This is a genomic window from Porphyromonas sp. HMSC077F02, from assembly GCF_001815465.1.
GTDB classification, from domain to species: Bacteria; Bacteroidota; Bacteroidia; order Bacteroidales; family Porphyromonadaceae; genus Porphyromonas_A; species Porphyromonas_A somerae.
In genome coordinates this window covers 1-13,333 of sequence record NZ_KV820683.1, presented here as the reverse complement: position 1 = coordinate 13,333, position 13,333 = coordinate 1, and the positions used below count along the sequence as shown (strand labels likewise).

Sequence of the window (13,333 nt, the reverse complement as noted above, 5' to 3'; positions counted from 1 at the left end):
ATTTTTATTCAATCACAGCAATGCTGTTATTGAACGGAAACATTATGCTTCGTTGATTAAGATATAGAATTAACCCAATATGACTTTGACTCTTTCGCACAAAGCCTCAGCACATTTACCAGAATAAGTAGAGGAATGTTACCACCTTCAGAACGATCTACTTCATTAGTATGGGAGTTGTCAGAGGTGTGTATATTTCAAAAATACCAAACCCTCCAATAATATTCGAATGAATCTTTATAGGGTTTTCAAAGGCATTGTTATTTTCACTATCCATACAAGTGAGTAAGTAAAGGTAATAATCTTTTGAAATCCGCTGTAGCTCAACTTCTGCCGAATACTCCCAATCCATTTTCACTGGTGCATCTGGTGAGTTTTCAAGCTTTACGTCATAATAGCTAAAAGTCACGTCCGACTCATTTTTCAAAGATAAGAGTGCAAAAGGAGCATTGTTAACTTCATTAAAGAGTTGATCTTTTTGCTGAGGAAATAGAGGATTACCTAATGTAACTATTTTTCGCTCTAATAAAGTTCCTGGTGACACTCCTAAGCTTTCTGAATACCATTTGCTACGTACAATAAGTCGATAATATGCAACCTCCTTTGTTGGCTCAATGCTAAGCTTTACTTGCACTCTACTGCTACCTTCATCAAAATGAACCCATTCTCCTTTAGCTCTGAGTAGTTTAGGAGCATCAAGTACCCTAGCAACAGTTGAAATGGAGGGGATTCCCTCTGATGTAGCGATTAAGGATATCTCATCATTTGCATTTAGTTCTCTATCAAGCTTTATAATAAAGCTTGCTCCATCCTTCTTTACCACAATAGGGGTGCTATTGTGGTGAGCACTCAACTCTATATCATTTTCACTATTACCATTTGCTCCTATTAGAGGTATAGTAATTCCTGCTTTAACTCTGAGCTCAGTGGAAGATGCTGGAGAGATTGAATTGATATAAATATGCTTGCTTTTAGGCACTTCCAATTCTCTACTTCCGTTGAAGCAACTAGTAAAAAACAGCACGACGAGTCCCAATAGTATTGTTATTTTATTCATAATCAAAATGAGTACTTGATGTTAAGTCCAGGTATAATCGGCAGAAGTGTCATTCCCTTGATTCTCTTTGAATCATTTTCGTCGGTATCAATTACTGCTCTATACACATTTTGTCTATTGTATGCGTTGTAGACAGAAAGAGCAAAAGACCAACCCCTGTGTTTATAGTTTACTGCTATATCCAATCTGTGATAGCTAGGTAATCGATAATTGTTTTTCTCAGAAACTTGCTCTATTCGATGTGTCAACTCATTAGGATAGGACAGTGCAATGGGCAGTACCTCCAATGGAACCGTTTGGATACTCCCTGAGCTATAATTCCATGCTGCAGATAAAAGCCACTTATCATTTATTTGATAGCTTGTAGAGAGTATTAATCTGTGAGGACGGTCGTAGTATGGCCTATACCATTCACCACCATTGATTTCACTAAAAAGATGCTTCACCTTCGTGTAGCTGTATGAAATGTTCGTTGCTATACCCTGCCACTTAGCTTCTAACAATATCTCTAGTCCATACGAATAACCCTTTCCTGCTGATAATCTATCGTGTATCTGTTTGTAGTTATCCAATCTTACAAATCCCTCCTTATACTCTACCAGTCGGTTCATATTGATGTAGTAACCTCCTAATGAACAGCGAAGCCATCTGAGTGGATTACTATATACTGTGACCCCAATTTGGTCTGAAATAGAAGGTGGGAATTGACTACTTGTAGCAAACCAAATATCTGACTGTAGAATGCTATTATTAGTTGTTGCTGTCAGCATACGCTGTGATGTTCTGCTATATGTCACCTCTGCATTGGTTTTTGGGTTTATATCTGCAGAGATAGCTACTCTTGGAGAAAGGACAGAATATGGATATTCTAATCTTAATCCTCCTTGAGCTCTCAACCAAGCAGTGATATTCCAATACAGATCAAACGAGACGCTCCCCTCCCAAAAGCTTACTTGGTCAGCCTGAGCTATTGACGCTAGTCGATATATTGCACCTATGCCAGTATGTAGTGTAAGCTGATTATATAAGTAAAACTTATTGCTCCAATTTGCATTAAATTCAGACACCTTATTTTTGTGCTTTTGCTCTAGAGGCATTTTATCATTTTTCCCTTGTACAGAAATCTGTTCTTGTCTCCAGAATTCTGAAGCTGACACGGTTAATTGACTACTCCATTTTGGTGAAATAATATAATTGGCATTGAGGCTACCACCGTAGGTACCCCATCTCCAATTCTGATTATTAGACTTATTGGCGTATTTATCCATAGACTGAGACCACAATTTATCCCCACTTAATAATCCGCTAAGTGCGATTGAAAGTCTGCTATTAGGTTTATAGGAGACTTTCATATTTGAATCATAAAAGAGAAAGTTCGTTTTGTCCTCCTGATCTTTAGTGGCTAAAGGGATAAATAAGTCTATGAGTGAGCGTCGCCCTGCCAGACTAAGGCTCAATTTATCTTTAATAATCGGCACCTCTATATTAGCTCTTGCAGAGATGACTCCGACCGATATGTTGCCTCTCAGATTTTGCAAGTCTCCATCCTTTGTTTGAATTTTGATGACACCACCCATCCTTCCTCCTAGCGATGCTGGCTGATATCCATTGTAAAAAGTCATATCTTTCACGGCTTCGGCATTGACCGTAGAGAGTAAGCCCATAGCATGATTGCTATTGTAAATATTAATCCCATCTATAATAAGCAGTGTTGCTTCTGGCGCTTGACCTCTAATAACACTATTACTTTGTCCCTCATTAGCTGGCTGTATGCTTGGTAGATACTGAAACACCTTTATCGGGTCAGCTTCAGCAAGTAAGGCAGGAGTAGTGTTAATTGTAGATGAGGGTATATGGATTCTACCAATTTCTCTTTTTGAAGTAGTCTTCTTTACAACCACTTCAGGTAACACAACTAAGCCTTCCTCCAGCTCTACATTCATCAACTTATCCTCTAATAGTTGCAAAGAGTAAATCTTTGTTTCATACCCTAAAAAAGCATATTCAACCACAACAACGTCAGCTGTATTTAGGTGCAAGCTATAGAAGCCATATTGGTCTGTTGCAACACTTATATCACCGCAACTAACCACAGCACCAATAAGAGGCTCTTTGCTGTTACTATCAACCACCTTTCCATACAGCACTCCTTGAGCTAATGCTACAGAAATACTTGTAAAGCTCAATACTACAAGTATCAGTATCCTTTTCATACTTGTTTTACTTATCTATTTATATTAAATCTGATACCAGCTTCAACCATTCCATGCCATCTAGATATTTCAGCACTAGGCAAATTACTTTGCAGTTGAAGCAAATCGTATGTGACACCCAAAGAGGTATATAGCCCAATCTGATGAGTTATATTATACTCCATTCCAAAAGCGAGTGATGTATCAAGCGAAACAGTAGCACCTCCTTCGCTTACCGCTGAACCAGTAATAGTGGATTTGAATGGAATATTTATCCCAACACCATATTGACCATACATTCTCCATGTTTTTGCATTGTAAATTGTGTATTGTATATCCAAAGGAATTCCTAGAGAGTGGACATCTAAAATATAGTCGTCCTTAGAGCCAAAACTGTTATCCTTGATCTCAATACGGTACCACGAATAATTAAGACCAGTTTGAAGTGACCATCGTCGAGTGATGGGGAATAATACAGAGCTTCCTACTTCAAACATCGGAGTCTCGCGAACAGAATAACTATCTTGTTGTCCTTTAAATATCCCATCACCCACTCTTGGCATAGTGACTGTATTAGTATTCAAAGACAAACCAGATGTAAATAGAGATAGCCTAATAGGCCTTTTTGATTGAGAGGAAAACCTAAGGTTATTGCCCAATAGTTTCTCTGATGACCTATCGAGTAAACCACCAGCACTGCTATCATCTTTTGTATCAATATCATCGTTCTGTACAACAATTTCTTTCGCCTCCTCAGTCCATATATTGTTATGGTCAGTTTTTTCAGAGACAACGGTTGTCATCTCACGATTACTCTCCGATCTTGGTCTATAGCTTCCAATAGGAATATCAGGATATTGTCTACTAGAAGAAGCCACAATCTTTCTTTCCTCATTATTCATAGCAACCACGCGAGAAGTAGGTAAGGTGTCATGTAGAATATGTGGCTCTTGAGTGTTTTCTCTTATCAAGAACAAAAAGAAAATAATAGCAGCTACTACTGATGTAGCTGTCGCCACCCATCTCCACTTAAAAAGAGAATACTTTTTTGGGGGAAAAGATAATGGAGGTAATTCAGAAATAGGTGGCTCAAAGTTTTGGAATCGACGACTTAGGGCTTTTTCCCAATCACCCCTTTTGTCTGTTCTCTCTCTTTTTTCCATCTCTCAACTCTTCTAATTAATTCTTGTTTAGCACGGTGATACCTAGATGAGGCTGACCCCTCTTTAATTCCCAATATAGCTGCTATTTCCCTATGGCTATAACCTTCAATGGCATACATGTTTAGCACTACCCTATAACCCTCAGGAAGTTCAGCAATTAATCCAGATAGTACATTTATATCTATTTTATTAATAAAAGCAACATCATCACTACTATCCTCGTCACTTATCGAGTTGATCGTCTCTTCTTCGTAAGAGCTCATCATCCTCACATTAAAGCTATTTAGGTAGTTAAGGGATTCATTTATTACAATTCTTTTAAGCCAAGCAAGCAATCCTCCTTTTTTCACATGGTGATAAGAATCAATCTTATAGAATGCTTTCATCATAGATTCCTGCAGTATGTCTTGAGAAATGTCAAGGTCAGCGACATAGCGATAAGCTACCCCTAAGAGTAACTTACCATACAAACTATAGAGTTGTACAAAAGCCGCCTCTAAATCATACTCTAATAGCTCTACTATCTGACTCTCACGATCATCTCTTCTCATACTAGCTTGTAAGTAGCTTTGCCGTTGAGACCATAACAAAGCTATGAAACAACATACACATAGATATTAAAAGACTATATGTAGTTTGTGTTACGTGCGATTTTATTTTAAGGAAACGAGAGGATTGGAGGCGCATGAGCATATTTTTGAAGTAATACAGTTCATACACCTCCAATACTATTACTTAGGTAATTTACAAACGATACTCTTGCCACCGACCGATTCAATTACTGCTACAAGATTTGAATACTCCGTCTTCTTCCTTTCCGTTATAAAAAATCTACAATCAATAAGCCACATCAAATCATCTTTGGAAACCAAACTTAACTGGGTTTTAAAACTGGTAGGACGAGGTTCTTCCTCTTTAATAACAGTTCTCACAGTCTCAAAAGAAATGTCGAAATTCTCAGAAACATCATTACCGTCACTCATAACAGAAATCCTTATTACATTGTAAGGGACGGCATAGGTCCTTGCTGTTCTAAACTTTTTTCTTCCATCTTCTCCATGCTCCATCGCTAAGGACTTATAAAGTTCTGGAAAACTTTTGAGAGTGACTCTTTTTTGTGGATATAATTCTACACCCCACATTGTCGCATCTGAGTTAGCTCTAGCTGAAGCATCTGCAATAGTGTAATATTCAGATATGAAGTAATTAACTCTCGCAAGTGGATCAAACTCTTCTTTCTCATTACATGAGACTAGTATAATCCCAAAATATACGACTAAAAGACCTAGTACCGATAAGAATGACAACTTTTTCATAAATTACTTATATACATTAACTATGTTCTTAATCATATACTTGAAATATCCTGGCGTACTTTCATTAACACCTGTACTCCTAAGGTTAACAGAATTATATGATTCAAACACGCCAGGATAGAAGTAACCATCTCTATAACCTCCCCAACCCCAGTTGCAGTGAACTAACAATCTTGTTTCCCTATTTTCTGAAATCGTCTCATTAGTCTCCCTATTAATTACCTTTCTAGTCCTTTCTTGGGTTATATAACCATCAACTAACCATGCATGCCCTTCTCTATACCCTGTATGAGTCTTTTTGAAAATCCACCACCCCTTCTTATAAGTATACTTTTCGCTATAACCCTCCATAATAGCTGGGCGCAAATGTGCTAGACTATTTATCAAAGCACCTTCCTCGTAGTCTGTCAAGGATGAAGGATTCGAATATCCCATTGATTTTAACATCAACACAATATCTTTTGTCCACGCACCAGTAGCACTAACTCCCCAAGAATTCTGAAGAGTATTGCCAATTTCTCGTAAATATTTCGAGACTTGCTCTTCAAATTTACTTCGATCCGTTCCCTGATACTGCCAATAGCTCGGGTACCTAGTTAGTAAGTTCCAATCGAGTGATATGCCATTATAATACGAAGGATAATTGTGATATGCTGTAAGCTGTGCAGCAGCAATAGAAACGCAACCTGCTAATGCCCTCTGACCGTCAATGAGTGGTGCCTCATTGTTAAATGGCAAACTTTGCTCCCATTGGACGGGGACCAAAGGACCGATTGAATTTACTGTTTTCCATTCACTGTACTCAATCTTTCGCTCAGGAACATTGGGGGCGGGGGCGTCTGGCTCAAATTCTTTTTCATGTTCAAAGTCCTCACGTCTTCTGTTGGGATCTTTCTCAAATCTCTCTAATTCTGAAACATAGAATGAAGGGAGTCGTGACAAAAAGACGGCAAATCCACTGTTGTCATCTATCTCCTCATTTTTAAAAAGATTACCTGAGCTGGAAGTAATTAGTATATCGGGAAGTCGTTTATCTCCTGCAATCACAGAAAACCCCTTTTCCCCTTGTATATTTACAATATAAAGTACAGTATCAACTGCCTCTACACCTTGTTCGCCAAGTGTTGTTCTTAATGACCCCGTATTGAGAACATAATCAACTATAGCATCAGTAGCGACCAACGAGCTTCTTAACCCACTTTCCTTAACGAAGTCTTGAACGATCTTAATAGCTTCAGAAGAACTCCTCTGAAAAGTCTTTGAAGTGACTACTTCAGTAGTCTTATCTAGGTTATACTCATTGGGTCGTTCTTGAACCCTTTGATTGCAAGAAGTTGTTGTTAGCATTAAAATTGCTAGTAATAGAAGCACTGCTTGCTTCAGCATCGTCTTTTTCATACTCTTCATACTTTGTTTTTGTTAGATGATTAGATGAACTTTAAGTGCTCAATAATTTCCACTACAAACACTAATTTAATATTGCTCTATATAACTATAACAAGGCAAAACACAAAATCCTGCACTTTTATTTATTAATAACAAAATTCCAACACCTTGACCCTTCTTTATTTCACACTCATATGATACTTTTTTTTGCTTTCCCGTAGAGAGAAAAACTGAGTTGCAACTAAGCAATCGGCGAGATGCAACTAAGCGATCGGCGAGTTGCAACAAAGCAAATGCTTAGTTGCAACTCAGTTTTCGGGTTGATAGCTAGGTGAAAATCAAATAGTTATGAAGGGGCTATTTCAGAGTTCTAAATTGCCGAAAATAAAGGCCGGTGGTTGGATAATGTAGAGCTTTTCGGTAGCACGTGTCATGGCGGTATAGAGCCAACGACAAAAGGAGAGGTCAATCATCTCGGGGGTGAGATAACCAAAGCTTAGGTAGACCTCCCGCCACTGTCCGCCTTGTGCCTTGTGGCAAGTCATCGCGTAAGAGTACTTTATTTGCAAGGCATTGAGATAAGGGTCTTGCCGTAGCTTTTGATAGAGCATCCGCCGTGAGGTGCAATCGGGATAGTCTTGGCACACCCCTTGATACAATCGCTCCCGCTGCTCTGGGGTAAGACTTGGGGCCTGCGTGAATAAGCTATCAAGCAGCACCTTGGCGGAGACAAAGCCACCATGGGTATCACGCAGCTCGGCATCTCTAAAGGTAAAGCCATAGAGCTCCTGCTCCCTTCGGCTATTGAGCACCTTTAGGATCTCCCCATTGGCAATGAAGGTGCTTGTTGCCTGCCCCTTTTCATCAACGGGAAAGTGAAGGTAGTTATTGCGCACCACCATGAGGTTTTCTCCTGGCACCACCTCTTCGTCGTAGTAAAGGGTGTGGTACCTAATCGACTTATTATATTCCTCGGCATCTCTATTGGAGCGGGTGATGAGCAAGGTCTCCTCCTGCCCCACCCTCCGATACGAGTCCTCCATCAGCTCGGGGAGGTCGTAGCCCGAGATGATCTCTACCTCGCCCTTCACCTCGGGCAGAGGGAGCAGGGGCTCGTGCCAATCCTCGCCACTCTGTAGGTCGAGGATCCGCCCACGCAAGAGATAACTAAGATAGACAATCTCCCCGCCCTCCTCCTGACGGACAATATCCTTGAGGACACCTTGGTATAGTGTGGAGCAAAAGCCTACAAGATACTCCGGCATTAGTGCAGGACTCATCTCGGTACCGACAGGCGGAAGCTGGGCATCGTCGCCGATCAGTAGCAGCTTGCTCCCTTCGATGCTAAAGCAGAAGTCCACTAAGTCGTCGAGCAAACGATTACTTCCAAAGGAGCCGTACCCATCATTGGCATTATTGATCATCGAGGCCTCATCTACTATATATATGGTACCAGGCTGGTGCTGATTGTACCCCACCTCGTACGAGACTCCATCGCCCGAAATCCTCTGCCGGTAGATGGTTCGGTGAATGGTATAGGCGGGCAAACCACAATACCCCTCTAGCACTTTAGCAGCACGACCGGTAGGGGCAAGTAACATCTGCGGGTAGAGGAAGCTTTGGAGCATGTGAGAGAAAGCCCCTACAAGACTACTTTTACCCGTTCCCGCGTACCCACGCAATAAAAAGATGGAGTGCTCGGGAGCTTGGGCAAAGAAGTTTTGTAGCTCCTTTATCACTTCGTTTTGGCTAGAAGTGGGGGTAAAACCAAAAAAATCTAATATCTCAGGGCGATTATTACTCATATTGTCCGAAAATAGCTATATTTGAACGCCGATTCGTATGGCAGTCTGAATAAAAGTTGCTACTTTTGTAGAGACTACATACAAGTAACCTATATTCAAGAAGCTTGGTACGTTTAATGTTGAATGCAAAATAACAAATATATTTGAAGGTATGAAAATTTTATCGAGAGTTTTATTGGTCCTAGCTATTATTGGACTTGGTTGGGCGGTATACAACAGCATCCGTGTACCTGTTAACTTTGAGAATACAAAGACCCAAAGGGAGAAGGAGGTCATCAAGGAATTGATAGATATCCGTACAGCACAGGTGGCATACAAGCAGGAGAATAACGTCCATGCTGCCAACTTTGAGGAGCTTCGCAATTGGCTAGAGAACGGCAATGTAAGGTCGGTACGTAAGGTGATGGAGCTCTCAGAGAAGCAGCTTCAAGATGGTATGACTGAGCAAAAGGCGTGGGATATCGTAAAGAAAGCAAGAGCCACTGGCAATTGGAAGGAAGCTGAAGAGGCTGGTCTATCCTCTATCGTTAATGGTGAGCGTGTATCCTTTACTCGTGACACCACATTCGTAAATGCTAAGGAGGCAATTTTCGGTGCCGACTATGATACCAGCAAGCTGGGTATTGTCCCATTCTCCAATGGTGCTACCTTTGAGATGGATACCGCTAGTGTAAAGACTAGCTCCGACATCTTTATTAGGATATTCGAGGCCAAAGTAGATTACGACACCTATCTTGGCGACCTCAATCAGACTGAGCTCATCAACCTTAAGGATCGTGTGAATCAGATCGGTAAGTATCCTGGGCTAAAGGTTGGCTCACTCACAGAGATCAATAATAACGCAGGTAACTGGGAGTAAGCTATATACCCCACTCATTCATAAAGCACACTCCTCTCTATCTACATAGCTGAGGAAGTGTGCTTTTATGAGACTGTTGCACGAAGGCGATCTGCGGCGTTGCTTTCGGGATTCGGGCTCGGTCACGTACGCCAGTACGTTCCCAGCGCCCTCACCCTCAGCTCCTTGCATCTCATCCTTCGTCCAAAGTCTCAGCACATTTATTCAAATGTGCGAGAATGGCACTTCGTGCAACACTCTCTTTTTTTGCAACCCTTATGAGAGAGATAAAGGAGATCCACGAAAGTGAAGGAGATAAGAGCTTATCAGCAGATGAAGCTCTTGGCATTGATGCACGCATTACTCTAGGGAGCGAGATGATATTTGTCTTGGCTACGACCCAAGAAAACGACAAGCCCATCTTGGCCACGAGTATTTCCTTAACCAGCTCCGAAGAGGGTGGTATGCAAAAGCTATTTTGGGATCATCCACTTTTATCTCTTCCCTTCAGGAGCTCTACTATTCTGGTGGAAGATGGGTCGCCTTTTGCCATTGTCCCTGAGGATCTATTTGATAGTGCCTCACCAGAGAATTGGCTATCTCTGACCACTGAGCTAGAGGGGCGAAAAGTATTGACGAAAGCGATTGAGGAGGAGCACCTTTACATTATTTATTCGGTCAATAGAGAGCTATTTGACTTTTGCCAAAGGTCCTTTTCCCTCCCCACTTTTGAGCACCACATCTCCACACAAATCACCTATACCCTACGCAAATCTCGCCGAGAGCACCCTCAGGTCGTTACCGCTTACATCAGCAAAGGATTCATCCAAGTGGCGGTAGCAAAGTCGGGGGAGCTGCTACTGGCAAATCTCTATAAGATGGTCTCCGATGCAGACTGTCTATACTACATTACGGCATTGTACCGACAATTTAAGCTTGATCCTCACGCAGTGCCCCTATACTTATTCACCTACAATCCCGAGCCAAGTATCAAGCAACTACTTGAGGAAAGTCTTGGAAACATTGTCCTCAACGACTACTCCACCGACGGTAGTAAGGAAGTAAATAAGAATGTGGCAGTACACCCCTTGGAGCGATTACACATACTATGCGGATTATAAGCGGGAAATATGGGAAGCGTCGCTTTGAACTTCCCAAAAACTTTAGAGGTCGACCCACGACAGAAGTGGCAAAGGAGGCTCTATTCAATATCCTTCAGAATCGAATTGATTGGGAGGAGACTCGCTTTCTCGATCTCTTTGCAGGTAGTGGAAGTATCGGTCTGGAGGCACTCTCAAGGGGGGCTAAGGAGGTGCTGGCCATTGAAAAGAATCCTCGGCATACCTCGTTTATCAACTCTGTTGTGGAGCAACTTTCGGATGACCACTACAGTGTCCAGACAAGAGATGTCTTCGCTTTTATTGAAAAGAGCGAATCTTTTGGTACCTTTGAATTGATATTTGCTGACCCTCCTTATGATCTGCCACTACTAGCAGAGCTACCTAGGCGGATAATGAGTAGCCAGCTACTTTCGCCAGAGGGCTGCTTGGTAGTGGAGCATCCAAAGGAGTACAACTTCAGCAAAGAGGAATATTTTGTGGAGATGCGCAGATATGGGACGGTACACTTCTCATTCTTTGCACATAATATTAATAACATATAAAAGTAATTGAATTATGCTAATCACAATCATTACAGGTTTTATCGCTGGTAGTATAGCCGCATGGCTTATGCCAGGTGGAGGCAACTCTTGGATCGTAGACATCATTCTTGGACTACTCGGTGGCGTAGTAGGTGGTTGGGTACTTAGCTTGCTCGACCTCTCTGCAGGCGATAGCTGGTGGGCAGGGCTAGTGGTAGCGGTTATCGGTGCCTGCATCCTCATCTTTATTGGTCGCCTATTCACCAAAAAAGGTGGCAAATAAATAACTATTGACTAAGGAACTAGGGTGGGTGCTTTTTGTATCCACCCTATTATATATTTGTGCAATCAATCATTGATACCTTATGAAAAAGACATTATTACTAACCCTTGCACTCTTGCTTACTATCCCGAATCTCTTAGCCCAAAGTGGGAAAGTATATCTGGTGGGTGCTGGCCCTGGCGATCCTGACCTCGTCACCGTGAAGGGGGCGAAAGTGCTTGGCAAAGCCGATGTAGTGCTGTATGACGCACTCGCCAATCCTTCTATTCTACTCCACTGCAAGGGAGATGTGAGGTTGATTCCCGTGGGGAAACGAGCTGGCAAACCTTCGCCAAAACAAGAGGAGATCAATCAACTACTCATTAATGAGGCACTGAAGGGAAATACTGTGGTAAGGCTGAAGGGTGGTGACCCTTTTGTATTCGGACGTGGCGGTGAAGAGCTACTCGCCCTGCTTGATAAGGGCATTGATACCGAGGTGATCCCTGGCGTGACAGCAGCAATCGCAGCACCAGCCTATGCAGGAATACCTGTGACGCACCGTGCACTAGCAAGGTCCTTCACCCTTGTTACCGCAAGCACCAAAGATAGCAACCTTGCTGAGTCGGTGAAGTGGAAGTCTCTTGTTGAGCAAGAGGGTACCATCGCATTTTATATGGGGGTACGAGTAATCCCCGAGATCTGCCAGCAACTGATCAAGGCAGGAATGTCGCCCGATACCCCTGCCGCTATTATTAGTAAGGGAACTCTGCCCGAGCAGAAGGCTTTTCGCGGAACACTCAAAGACTTCACCCCTAATTACACCGACTACACGAAGCTCACACCTGGTCTGCTCCTCGTGGGAGAGGTGGTTAATGTGACGGAGAATTACCAACCCTCTAAGGACGATAATGGTATGAAGGTGCTCTCTATCACCCTCAATAGAAAGGTGAGCGAGCTCACGCCAAGGATAGAGGATGGCGTAGCTGTGGCGACAACTATTGCTAGCAAAGACCCTGATAAGTATAGCAACGACTACCTAGAGATGCTCAAGGAACTAGAGTTTACCCACATTGTCTTTTCAAACACAAAGAGTGTTGAGGCTTACTTTAAGCTCTGCGAGGTAAAAGGCATCAATGTGATTACCCCCAAGGCAACTATCATCACTCTTGGGAAGAAGATCACCGACCTCCTCAGCACCAAGGGCTACAACGCCATTACCCTTGGCTCCTATAACGAAGTGGCTAGCTACCTACTGGGCGATAAAGCGAAAGCGATGTCCAGCAGTGTTGACGCCGTGACCGGCGCCTCCAAAAAGCCCAAAGCCCACTAACTGCCTATCTACCACAAGGATTACGTATTAGGAGTATATGCTTAAGTTAATGACCTAATATGTTTAGCTTGTGTTGGAGAAACGGATAAGGACCTCGGAGAGGTCCGATTTGTCGTAGCCCCCATTCATGGCTCGCAGAGCCATGAATGGGGGTAAATAAGACGAACAAAATCCACGACCCCTTGTGGGTCGGACAACCTATTCTAGGATTAATGTGGTTTCCTGAAAAAGGTTGACTCGGTTAATGTTACGTTGTTATTAATCCTGCTTTATGTTGACTTTCTAGCCTTTAGTCCTGTGAGGGATTGACTGGAGGGCGTAGCCCGTAAGGAAACCCCT

Annotated in this window: 13 protein-coding genes; 5 read left to right on the top strand and 8 right to left on the bottom strand. The window is 42.3% G+C overall.

The genetic code is table 11. The features are described from left to right. Nucleotides 1-157: 157 nt before the first annotated feature. From HMPREF3027_RS07255 to HMPREF3027_RS07225, 7 genes are all read right to left on the bottom strand, one after another. Nucleotides 158-1,057: a DUF4249 family protein gene (locus HMPREF3027_RS07255; protein ID WP_070707835.1), complete on the bottom strand. Its 900-nt coding sequence runs from the start codon at nt 1,055-1,057 to the stop codon at nt 158-160. A 2-nt stretch (nt 1,058-1,059) separates the two neighbouring features. Beyond that, entirely contained in the window at nt 1,060-3,270 is a 2,211-nt protein-coding gene (locus HMPREF3027_RS07250) for a TonB-dependent receptor (protein ID WP_070707834.1), read from the bottom strand. An 11-nt stretch (nt 3,271-3,281) separates the two neighbouring features. Further along, on the bottom strand, nt 3,282-4,412 hold the full coding sequence (locus HMPREF3027_RS07245; protein WP_018028289.1) for a porin family protein: 1,131 nt from the start codon (nt 4,410-4,412) through the stop codon (nt 3,282-3,284). Further along, nucleotides 4,361-4,963 carry an RNA polymerase sigma factor gene (locus tag HMPREF3027_RS07240; RefSeq protein ID WP_018028288.1) on the bottom strand — a complete coding sequence of 201 codons (603 nt, stop codon included), beginning with the start codon at nt 4,961-4,963 and terminating at the stop codon, nt 4,361-4,363. The genes HMPREF3027_RS07245 and HMPREF3027_RS07240 overlap by 52 nt, the downstream gene beginning before the upstream one ends. Before the next feature lie 180 nt (nt 4,964-5,143). Further along, nucleotides 5,144-5,728, bottom strand: coding sequence for a hypothetical protein (locus tag HMPREF3027_RS07235; protein ID WP_018028287.1), 585 nt, complete (start codon nt 5,726-5,728; stop codon nt 5,144-5,146). A 3-nt stretch (nt 5,729-5,731) separates the two neighbouring features. Then, the gene (locus HMPREF3027_RS07230) at nt 5,732-7,126 is read right to left on the bottom strand and encodes a C10 family peptidase (protein ID WP_162138135.1); all 1,395 of its coding nucleotides are present in this window, start codon (nt 7,124-7,126) and stop codon (nt 5,732-5,734) included. Nucleotides 7,127-7,476: 350 nt separating this feature from the next. Next, entirely contained in the window at nt 7,477-8,919 is a 1,443-nt protein-coding gene (locus HMPREF3027_RS07225; protein WP_070707833.1) for an ATP-dependent DNA helicase, read from the bottom strand. A 151-nt stretch (nt 8,920-9,070) separates the two neighbouring features. On the opposite strand from HMPREF3027_RS07225, the gene HMPREF3027_RS07220 reads away from it, so the two are divergent. Next, the gene (locus HMPREF3027_RS07220; protein WP_018028284.1) at nt 9,071-9,778 is read left to right on the top strand and encodes a hypothetical protein; all 708 of its coding nucleotides are present in this window, start codon (nt 9,071-9,073) and stop codon (nt 9,776-9,778) included. Between the two features lie 18 nt (nt 9,779-9,796). Here the strand turns inward: HMPREF3027_RS07220 and HMPREF3027_RS09630 are convergent, their stop codons facing one another. Continuing rightward, nucleotides 9,797-9,976, bottom strand: a complete 180-nt coding sequence (locus HMPREF3027_RS09630) for a hypothetical protein (protein WP_162138133.1) — start codon at nt 9,974-9,976, stop codon at nt 9,797-9,799. A gap of 59 nt (nt 9,977-10,035) precedes the next feature. Between HMPREF3027_RS09630 and HMPREF3027_RS07215 the strand changes: the two genes are divergently transcribed. The 4 genes from HMPREF3027_RS07215 (at nt 10,036) to cobA (ending at nt 12,994) form a co-directional block, all read left to right on the top strand. Continuing rightward, on the top strand, nt 10,036-10,878 hold the full coding sequence (locus HMPREF3027_RS07215; RefSeq protein WP_168165884.1) for a DUF3822 family protein: 843 nt from the start codon (nt 10,036-10,038) through the stop codon (nt 10,876-10,878). Next, nucleotides 10,866-11,420, top strand: coding sequence for a 16S rRNA (guanine(966)-N(2))-methyltransferase RsmD (gene rsmD / locus HMPREF3027_RS07210; protein WP_070707831.1), 555 nt, complete (start codon nt 10,866-10,868; stop codon nt 11,418-11,420). Before HMPREF3027_RS07215 ends, rsmD begins: the two co-directional genes overlap by 13 nt. 13 nt (nt 11,421-11,433) lie before the next feature. Continuing rightward, nucleotides 11,434-11,682, top strand: coding sequence for a GlsB/YeaQ/YmgE family stress response membrane protein (locus tag HMPREF3027_RS07205; protein ID WP_070707830.1), 249 nt, complete (start codon nt 11,434-11,436; stop codon nt 11,680-11,682). 82 nt (nt 11,683-11,764) lie between these two features. Further along, nucleotides 11,765-12,994: a uroporphyrinogen-III C-methyltransferase gene (cobA, locus tag HMPREF3027_RS07200; RefSeq protein WP_070707829.1), complete on the top strand. Its 1,230-nt coding sequence runs from the start codon at nt 11,765-11,767 to the stop codon at nt 12,992-12,994. Nucleotides 12,995-13,333: the final 339 nt, after the last annotated feature.

What these genes read in the sequence shown, in the direction of transcription:
- HMPREF3027_RS07240 (WP_018028288.1), bottom strand. Translation starts at nt 4,963, where the DNA reads ATGAGAAGAGATGATCGTGAGAGTCAGATAGTAGAGCTATTAGAGTAT.
- HMPREF3027_RS07230 (WP_162138135.1), bottom strand. Translation starts at nt 7,126, where the DNA reads ATGAAAAAGACGATGCTGAAGCAAGCAGTGCTTCTATTACTAGCAATT.
- cobA (WP_070707829.1), top strand. Translation starts at nt 11,765, where the DNA reads ATGAAAAAGACATTATTACTAACCCTTGCACTCTTGCTTACTATCCCG.
- HMPREF3027_RS07255 (WP_070707835.1), bottom strand. Translation starts at nt 1,057, where the DNA reads ATGAATAAAATAACAATACTATTGGGACTCGTCGTGCTGTTTTTTACT.
- HMPREF3027_RS07225 (WP_070707833.1), bottom strand. Translation starts at nt 8,919, where the DNA reads ATGAGTAATAATCGCCCTGAGATATTAGATTTTTTTGGTTTTACCCCC.
- HMPREF3027_RS07220 (WP_018028284.1), top strand. Translation starts at nt 9,071, where the DNA reads ATGAAAATTTTATCGAGAGTTTTATTGGTCCTAGCTATTATTGGACTT.
- HMPREF3027_RS07235 (WP_018028287.1), bottom strand. Translation starts at nt 5,728, where the DNA reads ATGAAAAAGTTGTCATTCTTATCGGTACTAGGTCTTTTAGTCGTATAT.
- HMPREF3027_RS07215 (WP_168165884.1), top strand. Translation starts at nt 10,036, where the DNA reads ATGAGAGAGATAAAGGAGATCCACGAAAGTGAAGGAGATAAGAGCTTA.
- rsmD (WP_070707831.1), top strand. Translation starts at nt 10,866, where the DNA reads ATGCGGATTATAAGCGGGAAATATGGGAAGCGTCGCTTTGAACTTCCC.
- HMPREF3027_RS07205 (WP_070707830.1), top strand. Translation starts at nt 11,434, where the DNA reads ATGCTAATCACAATCATTACAGGTTTTATCGCTGGTAGTATAGCCGCA.
- HMPREF3027_RS07245 (WP_018028289.1), bottom strand. Translation starts at nt 4,412, where the DNA reads ATGGAAAAAAGAGAGAGAACAGACAAAAGGGGTGATTGGGAAAAAGCC.
- HMPREF3027_RS07250 (WP_070707834.1), bottom strand. Translation starts at nt 3,270, where the DNA reads ATGAAAAGGATACTGATACTTGTAGTATTGAGCTTTACAAGTATTTCT.